Here is an 18,570-nt window from a genome sequence, read left to right as displayed (position 1 = left end):
AGAGGCATGGCGAGAAAGGCCAGTTCGGCAGATTCATCGCCCGAGTGCACGATCGGCGCACGACGCGGTTTGCGCTGATAAGGGAACAGCCCCTAGACTCCACAGCCTGTTTCCCAGTAACCGAGAGTGTCGCAATGAATGAGCCAATCCGCCTGACCCAGTACAGTCATGGAGCAGGGTGTGGCTGCAAGATTTCCCCCAAGGTGCTGGACGTGATCCTCGCTGGCAGCGGCGCTCAGAACCTCGACCCCAAGCTCTGGGTCGGCAATGCCTCGCGCGATGACGCGGCGGTCTATGCACTGGATGACGAGCGCGGCGTGGTCTCGACCACTGACTTCTTCATGCCCATCGTCGATGACCCGTTCGACTTCGGCCGTATCGCCGCGACCAATGCCATTAGTGATATCTATGCGATGGGCGGCGATCCGCTGATGGCCATCGCCATCCTCGGCTGGCCGGTCAATATCCTCCCGCCAGAAGTGGCGCGTGAAGTCATTCGCGGTGGTCGTGCCGTCTGCGACGCTGCCGGTATTCCGCTGGCGGGCGGGCACTCCATCGACGCGCCGGAGCCGATCTTCGGTCTGGCGGTGACCGGCGTGGTGCAGAAAAAGCACATGAAACGCAACGACACCGCCCTGGCGGGGTGCACCTTGTACCTGACCAAGCCGTTGGGCATCGGCATCCTCACCACCGCCGAGAAAAAGTCGAAGTTGCGCGATGAAGACATTGGTCTGGCGCGCGACTGGATGTGTACCTTGAACAAGCCGGGCAGTCGCTTCGGCAAGCTGGCCGGGGTGCTGGCAATGACCGATGTCACCGGCTTCGGTCTGCTCGGGCATCTGGTTGAAATGGCTGATGGTGCAGGCTTGACCGCTCGTCTGGATTACGCCGCTGTACCGCGCCTGCCCGGCGTCGAGCATTACATTGCCGAGGGCTGTGTGCCGGGCGGCACGTTGCGCAATTTTGAAAGCTATGGCGACAGGATCGCTGCGCTGAGCGATGCCCAGCGCGACCTGCTGTGCGACCCACAGACCAGCGGCGGTCTGCTGGTCGCGGTCAGCCCTGAAGGTGAGGCGGAGTTTCTGAAGGTGGCTGCCGAACTGGGCCTGCTGCTCAACCCTATCGGCACCCTACGTGAGCGACAGACCCACGCCGTCGAGGTGTTCTGATGGCCGACAACAGCAGCGACTACCGCACACTTTTTCTCAATGACGTGCCGATGATGGACGCTCGTGCTCCGGTGGAGTTTTCCAAGGGCGCGTTTCCGGGCGTGATCAACCTGCCGCTGATGAATGACATCGAGCGGCAGAAGGTCGGTACCTGCTACAAGCAACACGGCCAGGACGCCGCTATCCAGCTTGGGCATCAATTGGTCTGTGGTCAGGTCAAGGATGAACGCGTCAATGCGTGGGTCGAGTTCGCCAGGGCCAATCCGGATGGCTACCTGTATTGCTTTCGCGGCGGGCTGCGCTCGCAGACGGTCCAGCGCTGGCTGAAGGATGCCGGGGTCGACTACCCGCGCATCATTGGCGGCTACAAGGCGATGCGCACGTTCCTGCTGGATACCCTGCACGAGGCGGTGAGCGAATGCGAGATCGTCGTGCTCGGCGGAATGACCGGCACGGGCAAGACCGAAGTGTTGACGCAACTGCGCAACAGCCTGGACCTGGAAGGCATCGCCAACCACCGCGGCTCCAGCTTCGGCAAGCGTGCCACCGGGCAACCGGCGCAGATCGACTTCGAGAACCGGCTGGCCATCGACCTGCTCAAGAAGCGCGCAGCCGGTATCGAACAATTCGTCGTGGAAGATGAAAGCCGTCTGGTCGGCAGTTGCAACGTGCCGCTGGAGCTTCATCAAGCAATGCAAGGCTGCCCGATGGTCTGGCTGGAAGACAGCTTCGAGAACCGCGTCGAGCGCATTCTGGCGGATTATGTGGTCAACCTCTGCGCAGAGTTCATCAGCGTCAAAGGCGAATCGCAGGGCTTTGGCCTGTTCGCTGAGCGTCTGTTGCAGAGCCTGAACAACATTCACAAACGCCTGGGCGGCGAGCGTCATCAACGCTTGTCCGGCCTTATGCAGGCAGCGCTGGACGAGCAACAGCGCAGCGGTAAGGTTGATCCGCACAGGGGCTGGATCGAGGGCCTGCTCGGCGAATATTACGACCCGATGTACGCTTATCAGCGCGAACATAAAGCTGCGCGTATCGAATTCGCCGGCAACCAAATGGACGTGCTGGCCTATTTGCGCGAGCGGTCTGACAAACGTTAGGCCCCACTTTTTATCGACCTCGGCAGGGATGCCATGCACTCAATTCTCGACTTCTATCAAACCCTCGGCTGGGGCCTTTCGGCGCTGGTGATCGGCACTTTTCTGCTGGCCGGCACGGTCAAAGGTGTCATTGGCCTCGGCCTGCCCACTGTAGCGATGGGCTTACTGGGGCTGGCCATGCTGCCGGCGCAGGCTGCGGCGCTGCTGATCATTCCATCGACCTTCACCAACGTCTGGCAACTGTCGACGGGCGGAAACCTGCGACCGCTGCTGAAGCGGCTATGGCCGACGCTGGGCATGATTCTCATTGGTACTCTGGCCGGGGCTTTCTGGCTTGGCATGAGCGGCAGTCATTCGATGACGCGAGCATTGGGCGGTGCGCTGTTTCTTTATGCATTGAGCGGGCTGTTGCTGCCGACCTTCAGGGTCGCGGCCGCCAAAGAGCGCTGGCTGGGGCCGTTGTGCGGCCTGATTACCGGGGTTATCGCTTCGGCCACCGGCGTGTTCGTGATTCCCGTGGTGCCCTATTTGCAGGCTTTGGGGCTTGAACGCAATCAACTGGTGCAGGCGCTGGGGTTGTCCTTCACTGTTTCCACGCTGGCGTTGGCAGCGGGCTTGTCGTGGAACGGTGCGCTGGGCGGCGCAGAACTGGGCGCATCCACGTTGGCGCTGATGCCAGCCCTGTTGGGCATGCTGCTGGGGCAGTGGCTGCGTCAGCGAATCAGCGCGGCGCTGTTCAAGCGCGTGTTCTTCATCGGCATGGGGCTGTTAGGGCTGCACCTGCTGATAAAGGGTTGAGCCTGATGGGGTAAACCTGTCTTCATCCGCTCAGGCATTTTTTTCAATAGTCTTAACGCCATTCGTGACTGTGAAGCAAGAGTATTTTGCCCTTCGCTGTCTTACTCATGGGCGCACATCTCTTTACTCTCGGCTCATCCATTAATCACCTCCATCTCAGCCTCAAGACGGGCGGGGTCGGGTAGCGAGAGATCAGCCATGAAAAAAGTATTGTTCCTCAACGGCGGCAAGCAGTTCGCGCACTCCGATGGTCGTTATAACGCAACCCTGCATCAGGCTGGTGTGGCGTTCATGGACCGTGCCGGTTTTGATGTGAAGGAAACCTTCATTGACGGCGGTTACAACGTGGCCGAGGAAGTGCAGAAGTTTCTCTGGGCCGATGTCATCGTCTGGCAAATGCCTGGCTGGTGGATGGGGGCGCCGTGGACAGTGAAAAAATACATTGATGAAGTGTTCACCGAAGGGCACGGCAGCCTGTACGCCAATGACGGCCGCACCCGTTCGGATGCGTCGCAGACGTATGGCAGCGGTGGCTTGCTGCAGGGCAAGCAATACATGATTTCCGCGACCTGGAATGCGCCACAGAAAGCCTTCGATGACGCTTCTGATTTCTTCGAGGCCAAGGGTGTCGACGCGGTGTACTTCCCGTTTCACAAGGCCAACGAGTTTCTGGGTATGATCGGGCTGCCGACGTTTCTGGCAGTGGACGTGATGAAAATGCCCAATATCGAAGCGGATGTGCAGCGTTACCAGGCTCATCTGGCCAAGGTGTTTGCTGCGCAGTGAGCGCAACTTTTGCACTGAACAGCGTTAATATCCCCTGAGTGTTGAGCAGGGGACAACAATGAAAGCCCGATCCGATGAGTTACAGGTGTTTGTCTCGGTTATCGAAAGCGGTTCGATTTCCGCAGCGGCAGAGAAAATGGGCCAGACGCCCTCCGGTGTCAGCCGTACCCTGTCGCGTCTGGAAGCCAAGCTTGAAACCACGCTGATCAACCGCACCACGCGGCGCATGGACTTGACCGAGGAGGGCAAGTTCTTTCTGGAGCGTGCGCGTCACATCCTTGAGCAGATGGAAAGCCTGGAAGAAAGGCTCTCTTCCTCCCGGCAGACGCCCGCCGGCCGTTTGCGTGTCAATGCCGCGTCACCGTTCATGCTGCATTGCATCGTGCCGCATGTGGCGGAGTTTCGTCAGCGCTACCCGGACATCGAACTGGAACTCAACAGTGATGACTGGTTCATCGACCTGCTTGAGCAGAGCACCGATATCGCCATTCGAATCGGCGCGCTGCCTGACTCGACCCTGCATGCACGCTCGCTGGGCAGTTGCCCGCTGAATATCGTTGCCAGCCCGGCCTACCTGCAACGTCACGGCACCCCGAAAACCGCAGAAGAACTGGCGCAACACGTATTGGTCGGTTTCACACACGTGGAATTTCTTAATCAATGGCCGTTGCGCCACGCTGAAGGTGATCGCCTGTCCATCAAGCCTGCAATCTCGGCATCCAGCGGTGACACTTTGCGCCATCTGGTCCTGGAGGGCGTGGGCATCGCCTGTCTTTCCGACTTCATGACCCGTGATGACCTGCGCGAGGGGCGGCTGGTCTGTCTGTTGAAAGGCGCCAACAGTGGCTATCGCCAGCCGATTCATGCCGTGTACTACCGCAATACGCGACTGGCGTTGAGGATTCAGTGTTTTCTGGATTTTATGCAGGAGAAACTTGCCTACTACACGCACTGAAGGCGCTTGAGCGTGATGGGGGTTATGCGCAGGTAATAAAAAGCCCGTCACGCTGGACGGGCTTTTCTGCTGCGATGGCTTTCAGTGTGTGCGGGCGACCGCAAACTCGCTCAGCTCGACCAATGCATCCCGGTACTCGCTGGGCGGCAGGGCGTCCAGGCAGGCAATCGCGCGGGCGGCATAGTCACGGGCCAGTTGTGCGGTGTAGTCCAGCGCTCCGGCGCTTTCCACGGCATTGCGAATGCTTTCCAGGTCTTCCAGACCACCTTTCTGGATCGCCTGACGAACCAGTGCGGCCTGCTCCGGGCTGCCTTCACGCATGGTGTAGATCAGCGGCAGGGTAGGCTTGCCTTCGGCGAGGTCGTCGCCGACGTTCTTGCCCAGGGTTTCGGCATCGCCACGGTAGTCCAGCAGGTCATCGACCAGCTGGAAAGCCACGCCCAGGTGGTCGCCGAAGGTGCGCAGCGCTTCGCTCTGTACCTCTGATGCGTTGCACAGGGCTGCGGCACTGTGAGTCGAGGCTTCGAACAGCATGGCTGTCTTGCCGCGAATCACTTCCATGTAGGTTTCTTCAGTGGTGCTGGCGTCGCGAATCTTCGACAACTGCAGCACTTCGCCTTCGGCAATGATACGGGTCGCCTTGGACAGGATTCTCATGACTTCCATCGAACCCAGTTCGACCATCATTTCGAACGAGCGCGAATACAGGAAGTCGCCGACCAGCACGCTGGGCGCATTGCCCCACAGCGCGTTGGCGGTGGATCGACCACGACGCATGCCGGACATGTCGACGACGTCGTCATGCAGCAGGGTTGCGGTGTGGAGGAATTCGATGGTGGCGGCCAGCAGGCGAAGGTCATCGCCTTCGCGGCCCAGCGCCTTGCCACACAGCAGTACCAGCAACGGACGCAGACGCTTGCCGCCTGCCGACGTAATGTAATCACCGATTTTCGAGACCAGCGGTACGCGCGACGTCAGTTGCTTTTTGATGATAAGGTCAACGGCACTAAAGTCGTCCGCCACCGCGCGATAGAAGGCTTGGGGTTGCATCAGCGACACGTGCTCCGGATAGGTTGCGCCGCATGCTAGGTCGCGGGGTAGAGCGTGTCAAGGTATGACGACCCGCCTCTTGCAACACACGAATGCCTTGCGTACAATCGCGCACCCTAACTTTCCTGGGCAGCACCTGCCTTACGCAATGCAAACGGGCCGTTCCAGCCCCATGCAGCCATGCCAGCCGATACTCTTCTTATAAAGAGCTGGGTGAGCAGGATTTTCGGAGAAATACCATGTACGCAGTAATTGTTACCGGTGGCAAGCAGTACAAAGTCGCCCCAGGTGAATACCTGAAAATTGAAAAACTGGAAATCGCTACTGGCGAATCCGTCACTTTCGACCGCGTTCTGCTGGTTGGTAATGGCGACGACGTCAACATCGGTGCTCCAGTTGTTGCTGGCGCTACCGTTGTGGCTGAAGTGGTTTCGCAAGGTCGTCACGATAAGGTTCGTATCATCAAGTTCCGTCGTCGTAAGCACCACATGAAGCGTATGGGCCACCGCCAGTGGTACACCGAGATCAAAATCACAGGTATTCAGGCTTAATTCAGCCTAATCCTCATTTGGAGAATTGACTCATGGCACACAAAAAAGCTGGTGGTAGTACCCGTAACGGGCGCGACTCAGAAGCCAAACGCCTTGGCGTGAAGATGTATGGCGGCCAGGCTATCATTCCTGGCAACATCATCGTGCGTCAGCGCGGTACCCAATTCCACGCTGGCTACGGCGTTGGCATGGGTAAAGATCACACCCTGTTCGCGAAAGTGGAAGGCGTGATCAAGTTTCAGGTCAAGGGCGCCTTCGGTCGCCGCTACGTGAGCATCGTTCCGAAGACTGAAGTCTCCGCAGCGTAATCACGCAGTTGCTTAAAAGCCCTGTCTTGCGACGGGGCTTTTTTGTTTGTAGAGGTAGAGAGGCAGGTGAGTCTCTTGCAAAACTGTTTGTGCGGGCTGTTGTGATGTTGACCCTTGGGGTCGCTGGTTTCTGATCGGTATCGCAACGCTCATTTTTGCAAGAGTCTTATGTAATTTATGTGGTTCTGCTCGTCCCTGTGGCGGGAGGCGTGCGTTATGAAATTTGTAGATGAAGTATCCATTCGAGTAAAAGCCGGTGACGGCGGCAACGGTTGCATGAGCTTCCGTCGCGAAAAATTCATTGAAAACGGTGGTCCGAACGGTGGTGATGGTGGTGATGGCGGCTCGATCTTCATGGTCGCCGACGTCAACCTGAATACGCTGGTCGACTACCGTTATACCCGTCACTTCGACGCCGAGCGCGGCTCTAATGGCGGTAGCGCAGACTGCACGGGTCGCAAGGGTGAAGAGCTGGTGCTGCGTGTACCGGTCGGGACCACCATCATCGACGCCACTACTCAGGAAATCATTGGTGACCTGACCAAGGACGGTCAGCGCCTGATGGTCGCCCAGGGCGGCTGGCACGGTCTGGGTAACACCCGATTCAAATCCAGTACCAACCGCGCTCCGCGTCAGACCACGCCGGGCAAGCCGGGTGATCAGCGTGATCTCAAGCTTGAGCTGAAAGTGCTGGCTGACGTTGGTTTGCTGGGCTTGCCAAACGCTGGCAAGAGCACCTTCATTCGTTCGGTATCCGCCGCCAAGCCAAAAGTCGCCGACTATCCATTTACCACGCTGGTGCCAAACCTGGGCGTGGTCAGTGTCGATCGCTGGAAGAGCTTTGTGGTGGCCGACATTCCAGGCCTGATCGAAGGTGCATCCGATGGTGCTGGTCTGGGGATTCGCTTCCTCAAGCATCTCGCGCGTACCCGCCTGCTGCTGCACCTCGTCGATATGGCACCGCTGGATGAAAGCAGTGCTCCGGATGCCGCCGAAGTGATCGTCAACGAGCTGGAAAAATTCAGCCCGTCGCTGACCGAGCGTGATCGCTGGCTGGTGCTGAACAAGTGCGACCAGATCCTTGAAGAGGAGCAGGAAGCGCGCAAGCAGGAGATCGTTGATCGCCTGGAGTGGACTGGCCCGGTTTACGTGATCTCTGCGATTGCCAAAGAAGGCACCGAGCAGTTGACCCGCGACATCATGCGTTACCTCGAAGAGCGCAGCCAGCGTATCGCCGAGGAGCCTGGCTACGCTGAAGAGCTGGCCGAGCTGGATCAGCGCATCGAAGACGAGGCCCGTGCCCAGTTGCAGGCACTGGACGATCAGCGTGCACTGCGTCGCAGCGGCGTGAAGAGCGTGCATGACATTGGTGACGATGACTGGGATGAAGAAGACGTGGACGATGAAGATGGTCCGGAAATCATTTACGTCCGTGACTGATCGCTTGAAGTAAACTTGAACGCCGCTACGATTGTCAGCGGCGTTTTTGTATCCCGAATTTGAAAATCTCTGGCTAAGGTTGGAAGAAGATGCGCAGCAAAGTGACGGGCGCCCAGCGCTGGGTTGTGAAGATTGGCAGTGCCTTGCTGACCGCGGATGGCAAGGGCCTGGATCGCAACGCCATGGGTGTTTGGGTGGAGCAGATGGTGGCGCTGCATGAGGCGGGTGTCGAGCTGGTGCTGGTGTCTTCCGGGGCGGTGGCTGCCGGTATGAGCCGTCTTGGCTGGACGGCCCGACCCAGTGCCATGCATGAGCTTCAGGCTGCTGCGGCCATCGGTCAGATGGGCTTGGTGCAGGCGTGGGAATCGAGTTTTGCCGAGCATGGCCGGCATACTGCGCAAATTCTGCTGACCCACGACGACCTGTCAGACCGCAAGCGCTACCTCAATGCCCGCAGCACCCTGCGCACGCTGGTCGAGCTTGGGGTTGTGCCGGTCATCAACGAAAACGACACAGTGGTCACTGACGAAATCCGTTTCGGCGACAACGATACGCTGGCGGCGCTGGTTGCCAATCTGGTCGAGGCCGATCTGCTGGTCATCCTGACTGACCGCGACGGCATGTTCGACGCTGATCCGCGCAACAACCCGGATGCGCAACTCATTTACGAAGCGCGCGCCGATGACCCTGCGCTGGATGCGGTTGCTGGTGGTACAGGCGGCGCACTGGGGCGCGGCGGTATGCAGACCAAGTTGCGTGCTGCGCGACTGGCGGCGCGTTCCGGTGCGCATACCGTCATTGTCGGTGGGCGTATCGAGCGTGTGCTGGCGCGGCTCAAGGGTGGCGAGCGTTTGGGTACATTGCTGTCTCCTGAGCGCGGCATGCTCGCGGCGCGCAAGCAATGGTTGGCAGGGCACCTGCAAACTCGCGGCACGCTGGTGCTGGACGATGGCGCTGTTGCGGCGCTGGCCAAGGATCAGAAAAGCCTGCTGCCGGTGGGTGTCAAGCTGGTCCAGGGCAGCTTTCGGCGTGGCGAGATGGTCGTCTGCGTCGCCCCGGACGGTCGCGAAATCGCTCGTGGGCTGAGCAACTACAGTGCCATCGAAGCCCAGAAAATCATTGGTCACTCTTCCGAATCCATCGTGCGCGAGCTGGGCTATATGGCCGAGCCCGAGCTGATTCATCGGGACAACCTGATCCTCGTCTGACTCGAGGCTGCAAAAAAGGACTATTTGATGCGCTTCATGAAAGGTTTATTGGCAGCCGCGTTGCTGATGCCGGTGCTGGTCTCGGCTGAAGAGATCGGTCAGGTGTCGACGGTGTTCAAGATGGTCGGGCCAAACGACCGCATTGTGGTCGAGGCGTTTGACGATCCCAAGGTCGACGGCGTGACGTGCTACCTGTCACGCGCCAAGACCGGTGGCGTGAGGGGTGGTCTGGGATTGGCCGAGGACCGTGCCGAGGCGTCTATCGCCTGTCGTCAGGTCGGGCCTATACGCTTCAAGGAAACCCTCAAGGACGGCGACGAGGTGTTCAAGGAGCGTACCTCGCTGGTCTTCAAGACCATGCAGGTGGTGCGGTTCTTCGACAAGAAGCGCAACGCGCTGGTGTACCTGGTCTACAGCGACCGGGTCATCGAAGGCAGCCCGCAGAATGCCGTGACCGCAATCCCGATCCTGCCATGGACAACCGCGCCCGCGCCTTGATGTGGCGCAGGGGTGGACGCAGAGCGTCCAGAACGGCATGCCGATGCGGAGCGTCGCACGATAGTTGAATTATCGTTCCTCACGCTCCAGCGTGGGAAAATGCCTGTCGTGACGCTCTGCGTCACAGGTTTCCGTTGCACCGGCTACTTTCCAGCAGGCAATAAAAAACCGACCCTGAGGTCGGTTTTTTAACAAGCGGGTCGCTTAGGCTGCAGCAGCAAGGCTCAGGGCCTTGATGTGACCGTTCAGACGACCTTTATGGCGAGCAGCCTTGTTCTTGTGGATGATGCCTTTATCGGCCATACGGTCGATAACAGGAACAGCCAGAACATAAGCGGCTTGCGCTTTTTCTGCGTCTTTTGCGTCGATGGCTTTAACTACATTCTTGATGTAGGTACGAACCATGGAACGCAGGCTGGCGTTGTGGCTGCGACGCTTCTCAGCCTGTTTTGCACGTTTTTTGGCGGAAGGTGTGTTGGCCACCGTCGAGCTCCTCGAAAGACTTTGTGAAATAGCAAACAAAATAGGCCGCGAATCATGCCGATGAGTTGAAGTCTTGTCAAGGGCAGTTAAGGTGTTCCGCTGAGTGGTTGCTACATTTGACCGGAGGATTTATTTCCGGCCTGTGACCTGTAAACTCGCGGCCTTTGCTTCGGGCGTTTTTGCGGCGCGAAGTATCGCATAAATGGCTGGCTTAATCGCCCATCCTTTGCCAAGGCGCACAACTCTTTCAATGAATCTACTCAAGTCACTCGCCGCCGTAAGCTCTATCACCATGGTTTCCCGGGTTCTGGGCTTTGTTCGCGACACCATCATCGCGCGCACTTTCGGAGCCGGAATGGCCACGGATGCGTTCTTTATTGCCTTCAAACTGCCCAATCTGCTGCGCCGGATTTTCGCAGAGGGCGCTTTTTCCCAGGCGTTCGTGCCTATTCTGGCGGAATACAAGAGCCAGCAAGGGGAGGAGGCGACTCGCACCTTTGTCGCCTACGTCACCGGGTTGCTGACCCTGGCGCTGGCACTGGTGACGCTGCTCGGGGTGATCTTTGCGCCCTGGGTGATCTGGGCCACTGCCCCCGGCTTTGTCGACACCCCGGAAAAATTCGCGCTCACCTCGGACCTGCTGCGGGTGACCTTTCCTTATATATTGCTGATCTCCCTGTCCTCGATGGCCGGCGCGATCCTCAATACCTGGAACCGTTTCTCGGTGCCTGCGTTCGTACCAACGCTGCTCAATGTCAGCATGATTTTCTTCGCGCTGTTCCTGACCCCGTACTTCGATCCGCCGGTTATGGCGCTGGGCTGGGCGGTTCTGGTGGGGGGGCTGCTGCAACTGCTTTACCAACTGCCGCACCTGAAAAAGATCGGCATGCTGGTGCTGCCGCGCCTGAATCTGCGTGATACCGGCGTCTGGCGCGTAATGAAACAGATGCTGCCTGCCATCCTTGGCGTTTCTGTCAGTCAGATTTCTCTGATCATCAACACGATATTTGCCTCGTTCCTTGTCGCCGGTTCGGTGTCATGGATGTACTACGCCGACCGTCTGATGGAATTACCCTCCGGCGTGCTGGGTGTGGCGCTGGGTACAATCCTGCTGCCGATCCTGTCGAAAACCTACGCGCAGCGCGATCGTCAGGAATATTCGCGGATTCTCGACTGGGGCCTGCGACTGTGTTTCGTGCTGGTCCTGCCTTGCACATTGGCGCTGGGGTTGCTCGCCGAGCCGTTGACCGTTTCGTTGTTCCAGTATGGTAGATTCGATGCGCTTGATTCGGCCATGACCCAACGTGCTCTGGTTGCCTATTCAGTCGGCTTGCTGGGGATCATCCTGATCAAAGTGCTGGCCCCCGGCTTTTATGCGCAACAAAATATCCGCACACCGGTGAAAATCGCGATCTTCACCCTCATAGTGACCCAGTTGCTCAATCTGGCCTTCATCGTGCCCTTGCAGCATGCCGGTCTGGCGCTGGCCATCAGTGTGGGGGCGTGTATCAACGCCGGGTTGCTGTTCTGGCAGTTGCGCAAACAGGATCTGTTTCAGCCGCAACCTGGCTGGACGGTGTTTTTATTGAAACTGGTGGTCGCTGTTGCGGCGATGTCGGCTGTGCTGCTCGGGCTCATGCACGTCATGCCGGCGTGGGATGAAGGTCACATGCTGGAGCGTTTTCTGCGTCTGGGTGCGCTGGTTGCGGCGGGTGTCGTGACTTACTTCGCCATGCTTCTGTTGCTGGGCTTTCGCCTGAGGGATTTCGCCCGCAAGGCCATTATGTAGGCCCCGTTTGATCGTTGTTTTCCGGGGGCACGCCAAGAACCTTCATCCGGTCTTGGTGTGTTGCCTGTCGCCCACGGCCGTGTGTGGTTATAATCGGCCACTTTATGAGCAAGAAGTGCGTTATGCAGCTGGTTAGAGGCCTTCACAACCTGCGCCCCGAACATCGGGGCTGCGTCGCCACGATTGGCAATTTCGACGGCGTTCACCGCGGCCACCAGGCTATCCTGGCGCGTCTGCGCGAGCGTGCCGTCGAATTGGGTGTGCCCAGCTGTGTGGTGATTTTCGAGCCGCAGCCGCGTGAGTTCTTTGCACCCGAGACCGCTCCGGCACGTCTGGCCCGCCTGCGTGACAAGCTCGAGCTGCTGAGTGCCGAAGGCGTTGACCGGGTACTTTGCCTGTCCTTCAATCAGCGACTGTGCAAGCTGAGTGCGGCGAGTTTCGTCGAAACCGTGCTGATCGACGGCCTCGGCGTTCAGCACCTCGAAGTGGGCGACGATTTTCGCTTCGGTTTTGACCGGGTCGGCGATTTCGACTTCCTGCAACAGGCCGGCACGACGTATGGATTTACTGTAGAGGCGGCGCAGACCGTTGAAATAGATGGCATCCGGGTCAGCAGTACCAAGGTACGCAAGGCCTTGGCTGCGTCGGATTTTGCCCTGGCCGAGCGCATGCTTGGTCGTCCGTTCCAGATCACTGGACGGGTATTGCATGGTCAGAAGCTGGCGCGTCAATTGGGTACGCCCACCGCCAATGTGCAACTCAAGCGTCGTCGTGTGCCGTTGAGCGGGGTTTACCTGGTCAGCACGGACATCGACGGCAAAATCTGGCCGGGGGTCGCCAACATCGGCGTGCGCCCGACAGTAGCGGGTGATGGCAGTGCCCACCTTGAAGTGCACCTTCTGGATTTTGCCGGCGACCTTTACGACCGGCGTTTGACGGTGGCTTTCCACCACAAGCTGCGTGATGAGCAGCGTTTCGCCTCACTGGAGGCGCTCAAGACGGCGATCAATGCGGACGTCGCCGCCGCCCGTGCCCATTGGCATGGCTAACCGCTAAACAAGAGCCTGAAATGACTGACTATAAAGCCACGCTAAATCTTCCGGACACCGCCTTCCCTATGAAGGCCGGCCTGCCCCAGCGCGAGCCGCAAACTCTGCAGCGCTGGGACAGCATTGGCCTGTACCAGAAGCTGCGCGAGATTGGCAAGGATCGTCCCAAGTTCGTCCTGCACGACGGTCCTCCGTACGCCAACGGCAATATTCACATCGGTCATGCGGTCAACAAGATTCTCAAGGACATGATCCTGCGTTCCAAGACCCTGGCGGGCTTCGATGCCCCGTATGTGCCGGGCTGGGACTGCCACGGTCTGCCGATCGAGCACAAGGTTGAAGTGACTCACGGCAAGAACCTCTCCGCAGACCGTACGCGTGAGCTGTGCCGCGCCTATGCGTCCGAGCAGATCGAAGGCCAGAAATCCGAGTTCATCCGCCTGGGTGTGTTGGGTGACTGGAGCAATCCGTACCTGACCATGAACTTCGCCAACGAAGCCGGGGAAATCCGCGCGCTGGCCGAGATGGTCAAGGGCGGTTTCGTCTTCAAAGGCCTCAAGCCGGTCAACTGGTGTTTCGATTGCGGCTCGGCACTGGCTGAAGCCGAAGTCGAGTATCAGGACAAAAAGTCCTCGACCATCGACGTGGCGTTCCCGATCGCCGACGAAGCGAAACTGGCAGCCGCGTTCGGCGTGCCGTCGCTGGGCAAACCTGCCTCCATCGTGATCTGGACCACCACACCGTGGACCATTCCTGCCAACCAGGCGCTGAACGTCCACCCTGAATTCGAATACGCGCTGGTCGATGTCGGCGACAAACTGCTGGTGCTGGCTTCCGAACTTGTCGAAAGCTGCCTGGCCCGTTACAAGCTGGAAGGCTCGGTCATCGCGACCACCACCGGTCAGGCGCTGGAACTGATCAACTTCCGTCACCCGTTCTACGACCGCCTGTCGCCAGTCTATCTGGCTGACTACGTCGAGCTGGGTGCCGGCACTGGTATCGTTCACTGCTCGCCTGCCTATGGCGTAGACGACTTCAATATCTGCAAGCAGTACGGCCTTAGCAACGACGACATCATCAGTCCGGTGCAGAGCAACGGCGTATATGTCGAATCGCTGGAGTTCTTCGGTGGCCAGTTCATCTTCAAGGCCAACCAGAACATCATCGACAAGCTGGTCGAAGTCGGCAGCCTGATGGACACCGAAACCATCAGCCACAGCTACATGCACTGCTGGCGCCACAAGTCGCCCTTGATCTACCGCGCCACTGCTCAGTGGTTCGTGGGCATGGACAAGCAGCCTGAGAGCGGCGAGACCCTGCGCAAGCGTGCGGTCAAGGCCATCGAAGACACTGAGTTCGTTCCGGCCTGGGGCCAGGCGCGCCTGCACTCGATGATCGCCAACCGTCCTGACTGGTGCATCTCGCGTCAGCGCAACTGGGGCGTGCCGATTCCGTTCTTCCTGCACAAGGAAAGCGGCGACCTGCACCCACGCACCGTCGAGCTGATGGAAGAAGTGGCTCTGCGCGTCGAGAAAGAGGGTATCGAAGCCTGGTTCAAGCTGGATGCCAGCGAACTGCTGGGTGACGAGGCTGCCAAGTACGACAAGATCTCCGACACCCTGGACGTCTGGTTCGACTCGGGCACCACGCACTGGCACGTATTGCGCGGTTCGCATCCGATGGGCCATGAAAGCGGTCCACGTGCCGATCTGTATCTGGAAGGCTCCGACCAGCACCGTGGCTGGTTCCACTCGTCGCTGCTGACCGGTTGCATGCTGGACGACCACGCACCATATCGCGAGCTGCTGACCCACGGGTTTGTGGTCGACGAGAACGGCCGCAAGATGTCCAAGTCGCTGAACAACGTAGTGGCACCGCAGAAGGTCAACGACTCGCTGGGTGCGGACATCATGCGCCTGTGGGTATCGGCGACTGACTATTCGGGCGAAATGGCGGTTTCCGACCAGATCCTGCAGCGCAGCGCCGATGCTTACCGTCGTATCCGCAACACTGCGCGCTTCCTGCTCTCCAACCTGTCGGGCTTCAACCCGGCAACCGACATCCTGCCGGCTGAAGAAATGCTCGCGCTGGACCGTTGGGCCGTGGACCGCACGCTGCTGCTGCAACGCGAGCTGCAAGAGCATTACGGCGAATACCGCTTCTGGAACGTGTACTCGAAGATCCACAACTTCTGCGTGCAGGAGCTGGGTGGTTTCTATCTGGACATCATCAAGGATCGTCAGTACACCACGGCTGCCGACAGCACCGCGCGTCGTTCCTGCCAGACCGCACTGTTCCACATCTCCGAAGCGCTGGTGCGCTGGATCGCGCCGATCCTGGCGTTTACCGCCGACGAGCTGTGGCAGTTCCTGCCGGGCGAGCGCAACGAATCGGTGATGCTCAACACCTGGTATGAAGGCCTGACTGAAATGCCTGCCGACTTCGAAATGGACCGCGCCTACTGGGAGCGGATCATGGCGGTGAAAACCTCGGTCAACAAGGAAATGGAAAACCTGCGCGCGGCCAAGGCGATTGGCGGCAACCTGCAGGCCGAAGTGACCCTGTACGCTGAAGATTCGCTGGTCGCCGACCTGTCGAAGCTGAGCAACGAACTGCGCTTCGTGCTGATCACCTCGACCGCCAGCGTTGCTCCGCTTGTGTCGGCTCCGGCTGATGCGGTGGTCACCGAGGTCGCGGGCCTGAAGCTCAAGGTGCTCAAGTCCAGCCATGCCAAGTGTGCCCGTTGCTGGCACCACCGCGAGGATGTGGGTGTAAACCCTGAACATCCGGAAATCTGCGGCCGTTGCGTAGACAACATCAGCGGTGCAGGCGAGGTCCGTCACTATGCCTGACACCTCGTTTGGCCGTCTGGCCTGGCTGTGGTTGAGCGTGCTGGTTCTGGTCATTGACCAGGCCAGCAAGTACTACTTCGAGAACGCCTTGAGCCTGTACCAGCAGATCATTGTGATTCCGGACTTCTTCAGCTGGACCCTGGCCTATAACACCGGTGCTGCCTTCAGTTTTCTGGCAGACGGTGCCGGCTGGCAGCGCTGGTTGTTTGCCCTGATCGCCATTGTGGTCAGTGCCGTGCTGGTCGTCTGGCTCAAGCGTCTGGGGCGCGACGATACATGGTTGGCTGTTGCACTGGCGCTAGTACTTGGCGGCGCACTGGGCAACCTATACGACCGTATCGTGCTGGGCCATGTGATCGACTTCATTCTGGTCCATTGGCAGAACCGCTGGTACTTCCCGGCGTTCAATGTCGCTGACAGCGCGATCACTGTCGGCGCAATCATGCTGGCGTTGGATATGTTCAAGAGCAAGAAAACCGGAGAAACCGTCAATGACTGAGCAGTCTTCGACTCAAGGCTCGTCTGGCGAGCTGCGCATCGGTCAGAATACGCAGGTCACCTTGCACTTCGCCCTGCGTCTGGAAAACGGCGATACCGTCGACAGCACCTTCGAAAAGGCTCCGGCCACGTTCAAGGTTGGTGACGGCAACCTGTTGCCCGGTTTCGAAATGGCGATTTTCGGCTTCAAGGCGGGCGATCGTAAGACCGTGGAAATTCCGCCGGAAAACGCCTTTGGTCAGCCCAACCCACAAAACGTGCAGATCATGCCACGCTCGCAGTTTGTGGGAATGGAACTGTCCGAAGGGTTGCTGGTGATCTTCAACGACGCCGCCAATACCGAATTGCCCGGCGTGGTGAAAGCATTCGATGATGATCAGGTCACCATTGACTTCAATCACCCGCTGGCAGGCAAGACTCTGAGCTTTGAAGTGGAAATCTTCGAAGTGAAGGCGATTCTGGCTTCCTGACCTTCGCCATCAAGCCCGGCCCAGGCCGGGCTGCCCGTACCAACCATGAGGCACAGCATGCAAATCAAACTCGCCAACCCCCGCGGCTTTTGTGCCGGAGTGGACCGCGCGATCGAAATCGTCAATCGCGCTCTGGAAGTGTTTGGTCCGCCGATTTATGTGCGCCATGAAGTCGTTCACAACAAATTTGTCGTCGAAGACCTGCGCTCTCGCGGTGCGATCTTCGTCGAAGAGCTGGACCAGGTGCCGGATGACGTCATTGTCATCTTCAGCGCCCACGGTGTTTCCCAGGCGGTGCGCACCGAAGCAGCTGGCCGTGGCCTGAAAGTATTCGATGCCACCTGTCCGCTGGTGACCAAGGTGCATATCGAGGTTGCCCGTTACAGCCGTGACGGCCGCGAGTGCATCCTGATCGGCCACGCCGGTCACCCGGAAGTCGAAGGCACCATGGGCCAGTACGACGCCAGCAATGGCGGCGCGATCTATCTGGTCGAAGACGAAGCGGACGTTGCCAGCCTGCAGGTGCGCAACCCCGATTCCCTGGCGTTCGTGACCCAGACCACCTTGTCGATGGATGACACCAGCCGGGTGATCGACGCCTTGCGCAAGCGCTTCCCGGCCATTGGCGGGCCGCGCAAGGACGACATCTGCTACGCCACGCAAAACCGTCAGGATGCGGTCAAGCAACTGGCCGACGAGTGTGACGTGGTGTTGGTAGTGGGCAGCCCGAACAGCTCCAACTCCAACCGCCTGCGCGAGCTGGCCGAGCGCATGGCGACTCCGGCGTACCTCATCGACGGTGCCGAGGACATGCAACAAGGCTGGTTCGACGGTGTAGAGCGTATCGGCATCACTGCGGGCGCTTCGGCCCCCGAAGTCCTGGTGCGCGGTGTGATCCAGCAATTGCAGGCCTGGGGCGCCACCGGTGCGGATGAACTCGCCGGTCGCGAGGAGAACATCACGTTCTCCATGCCCAAGGAATTGCGCGTCAAGTCGCTGCTCTGAGGCTGCCTACCCGCACAACGCAACATCACGCTTCGTGTCCTCTATCCTGACCCGTCCAGTTGGCGCAACAATCACGCGATAGTTGCTGACCGGCTGGTCGTGGAGGCACACATGCAACGTGCCGTTGGTTCTGTTGCGCAAGTTGCCCAGGCCGTTGAAACTCAGTCGCTCCGTCACTTTCTGGTTGCCGACCACGCGGGTCATTCCGCCATTGGCGCGCTCTACAAGCAGCGTATCGTTTTCGTCGGGGCCTTTGCCGTCCAGGTCGAGTATGATCCGCCAGCCGTTGCTCCAGTCATCTTCAATGGCATGAATCGTCACAATCTGATTGCGCGTTATAGCGGCGACTCTTGCCGAACGGATACCGCTGGCCAGTTCCTGAGCGGTGGCGAGCCCGCGGCTGGATTCGATCAGTTGCTTGAAAGAAGGTGTTGCGACGTTGGCCAGAATGCCGATCAGTGCAACGACGATCAATAATTCGATCAGTGTGAACCCTGCATGCCTCATATGCTTTCCTCCCTGGAAACCGCGTTCTCAGAACCTTGCGGGCATTCGTCGTCA

19 protein-coding genes are annotated in these 18,570 nt (G+C 59.1%); 16 read left to right on the top strand and 3 right to left on the bottom strand.

Annotated features, from left to right (window positions below; translation table 11 throughout):
- Window positions 1–134 precede the first annotated feature (134 nt).
- The 5 genes from selD (at window position 135) to RYC17_RS25700 (ending at window position 4,808) form a co-directional block, all read left to right on the top strand.
- Window positions 135–1,169, top strand: a complete 1,035-nt coding sequence (selD, locus tag RYC17_RS25720) for a selenide, water dikinase SelD (RefSeq protein ID WP_122281640.1) — start codon at window positions 135–137, stop codon at window positions 1,167–1,169.
- Window positions 1,169–2,269: a tRNA 2-selenouridine(34) synthase MnmH gene (mnmH, locus tag RYC17_RS25715; protein ID WP_316904723.1), complete on the top strand. Its 1,101-nt coding sequence runs from the start codon at window positions 1,169–1,171 to the stop codon at window positions 2,267–2,269. Before selD ends, mnmH begins: the two co-directional genes overlap by 1 nt.
- A gap of 33 nt (window positions 2,270–2,302) precedes the next feature.
- Window positions 2,303–3,067 carry a sulfite exporter TauE/SafE family protein gene (locus RYC17_RS25710; protein WP_058400300.1) on the top strand — a complete coding sequence of 255 codons (765 nt, stop codon included), beginning with the start codon at window positions 2,303–2,305 and terminating at the stop codon, window positions 3,065–3,067.
- Window positions 3,068–3,265: 198 nt separating this feature from the next.
- Window positions 3,266–3,853, top strand: coding sequence for an NAD(P)H-dependent oxidoreductase (locus RYC17_RS25705; RefSeq protein ID WP_058400301.1), 588 nt, complete (start codon window positions 3,266–3,268; stop codon window positions 3,851–3,853).
- 58 nt (window positions 3,854–3,911) lie between these two features.
- Window positions 3,912–4,808: a LysR family transcriptional regulator gene (locus RYC17_RS25700; protein ID WP_058400302.1), complete on the top strand. Its 897-nt coding sequence runs from the start codon at window positions 3,912–3,914 to the stop codon at window positions 4,806–4,808.
- Between the two features lie 81 nt (window positions 4,809–4,889).
- Here the strand turns inward: RYC17_RS25700 and RYC17_RS25695 are convergent, their stop codons facing one another.
- Window positions 4,890–5,858, bottom strand: a complete 969-nt coding sequence (locus RYC17_RS25695; RefSeq protein WP_058400303.1) for a polyprenyl synthetase family protein — start codon at window positions 5,856–5,858, stop codon at window positions 4,890–4,892.
- A gap of 239 nt (window positions 5,859–6,097) precedes the next feature.
- Here RYC17_RS25695 and rplU point away from each other — a divergent pair, with 239 nt between their 5' ends.
- The 5 genes from rplU to RYC17_RS25670 all read left to right on the top strand — a co-directional run bounded on the left by rplU (window position 6,098) and on the right by RYC17_RS25670 (window position 9,863).
- Window positions 6,098–6,409, top strand: coding sequence for a 50S ribosomal protein L21 (gene rplU / locus RYC17_RS25690; protein ID WP_002551971.1), 312 nt, complete (start codon window positions 6,098–6,100; stop codon window positions 6,407–6,409).
- Between the two features lie 32 nt (window positions 6,410–6,441).
- Window positions 6,442–6,717 carry a 50S ribosomal protein L27 gene (rpmA, locus tag RYC17_RS25685; protein ID WP_002551972.1) on the top strand — a complete coding sequence of 92 codons (276 nt, stop codon included), beginning with the start codon at window positions 6,442–6,444 and terminating at the stop codon, window positions 6,715–6,717.
- A gap of 216 nt (window positions 6,718–6,933) precedes the next feature.
- Window positions 6,934–8,157 carry an Obg family GTPase CgtA gene (gene cgtA / locus RYC17_RS25680; RefSeq protein WP_316904722.1) on the top strand — a complete coding sequence of 408 codons (1,224 nt, stop codon included), beginning with the start codon at window positions 6,934–6,936 and terminating at the stop codon, window positions 8,155–8,157.
- 89 nt (window positions 8,158–8,246) lie between these two features.
- A complete protein-coding gene (gene proB / locus RYC17_RS25675) occupies window positions 8,247–9,365 on the top strand; it encodes a glutamate 5-kinase (protein ID WP_005746379.1) in 1,119 nt (372 codons plus the stop codon).
- 27 nt (window positions 9,366–9,392) lie between these two features.
- Window positions 9,393–9,863 carry a CreA family protein gene (locus tag RYC17_RS25670; RefSeq protein ID WP_003318791.1) on the top strand — a complete coding sequence of 157 codons (471 nt, stop codon included), beginning with the start codon at window positions 9,393–9,395 and terminating at the stop codon, window positions 9,861–9,863.
- A gap of 204 nt (window positions 9,864–10,067) precedes the next feature.
- Here the strand turns inward: RYC17_RS25670 and rpsT are convergent, their stop codons facing one another.
- Entirely contained in the window at window positions 10,068–10,346 is a 279-nt protein-coding gene (gene rpsT / locus RYC17_RS25665) for a 30S ribosomal protein S20 (RefSeq protein ID WP_003344603.1), read from the bottom strand.
- Between the two features lie 250 nt (window positions 10,347–10,596).
- Between rpsT and murJ the strand changes: the two genes are divergently transcribed.
- The 6 genes from murJ to ispH all read left to right on the top strand — a co-directional run bounded on the left by murJ (window position 10,597) and on the right by ispH (window position 18,009).
- Window positions 10,597–12,135 carry a murein biosynthesis integral membrane protein MurJ gene (murJ, locus tag RYC17_RS25660; RefSeq protein ID WP_058408745.1) on the top strand — a complete coding sequence of 513 codons (1,539 nt, stop codon included), beginning with the start codon at window positions 10,597–10,599 and terminating at the stop codon, window positions 12,133–12,135.
- A 122-nt stretch (window positions 12,136–12,257) separates the two neighbouring features.
- Complete coding sequence (gene ribF / locus RYC17_RS25655; RefSeq protein WP_316904721.1) at window positions 12,258–13,184, top strand: bifunctional riboflavin kinase/FAD synthetase; 927 nt, start codon at window positions 12,258–12,260, stop codon at window positions 13,182–13,184.
- 20 nt (window positions 13,185–13,204) lie between these two features.
- A complete protein-coding gene (gene ileS, locus RYC17_RS25650; RefSeq protein WP_316904720.1) occupies window positions 13,205–16,036 on the top strand; it encodes an isoleucine--tRNA ligase in 2,832 nt (943 codons plus the stop codon).
- The gene (gene lspA, locus RYC17_RS25645) at window positions 16,029–16,535 is read left to right on the top strand and encodes a signal peptidase II (protein ID WP_004667306.1); all 507 of its coding nucleotides are present in this window, start codon (window positions 16,029–16,031) and stop codon (window positions 16,533–16,535) included. The genes ileS and lspA overlap by 8 nt, the downstream gene beginning before the upstream one ends.
- Window positions 16,528–17,004, top strand: coding sequence for a peptidylprolyl isomerase (locus RYC17_RS25640; protein WP_002551981.1), 477 nt, complete (start codon window positions 16,528–16,530; stop codon window positions 17,002–17,004). The genes lspA and RYC17_RS25640 overlap by 8 nt, the downstream gene beginning before the upstream one ends.
- Window positions 17,005–17,061: 57 nt before the next feature.
- Window positions 17,062–18,009 carry a 4-hydroxy-3-methylbut-2-enyl diphosphate reductase gene (gene ispH, locus RYC17_RS25635; protein ID WP_122281637.1) on the top strand — a complete coding sequence of 316 codons (948 nt, stop codon included), beginning with the start codon at window positions 17,062–17,064 and terminating at the stop codon, window positions 18,007–18,009.
- Window positions 18,010–18,015: 6 nt separating this feature from the next.
- On the opposite strand, the gene RYC17_RS25630 is transcribed toward ispH, so the two are convergent.
- Window positions 18,016–18,516, bottom strand: a complete 501-nt coding sequence (locus tag RYC17_RS25630; RefSeq protein ID WP_122281636.1) for a GspH/FimT family pseudopilin — start codon at window positions 18,514–18,516, stop codon at window positions 18,016–18,018.
- Window positions 18,517–18,570 lie beyond the last annotated feature (54 nt).

Source organism: Pseudomonas syringae group sp. J248-6 (genome assembly GCF_032586995.1).
GTDB lineage: Bacteria > Pseudomonadota > Gammaproteobacteria > Pseudomonadales > Pseudomonadaceae > Aquipseudomonas > Aquipseudomonas amygdali.
Note: the sequence above shows the minus strand (reverse complement) of the source record. Positions and strands in the feature narration are given on the sequence as shown.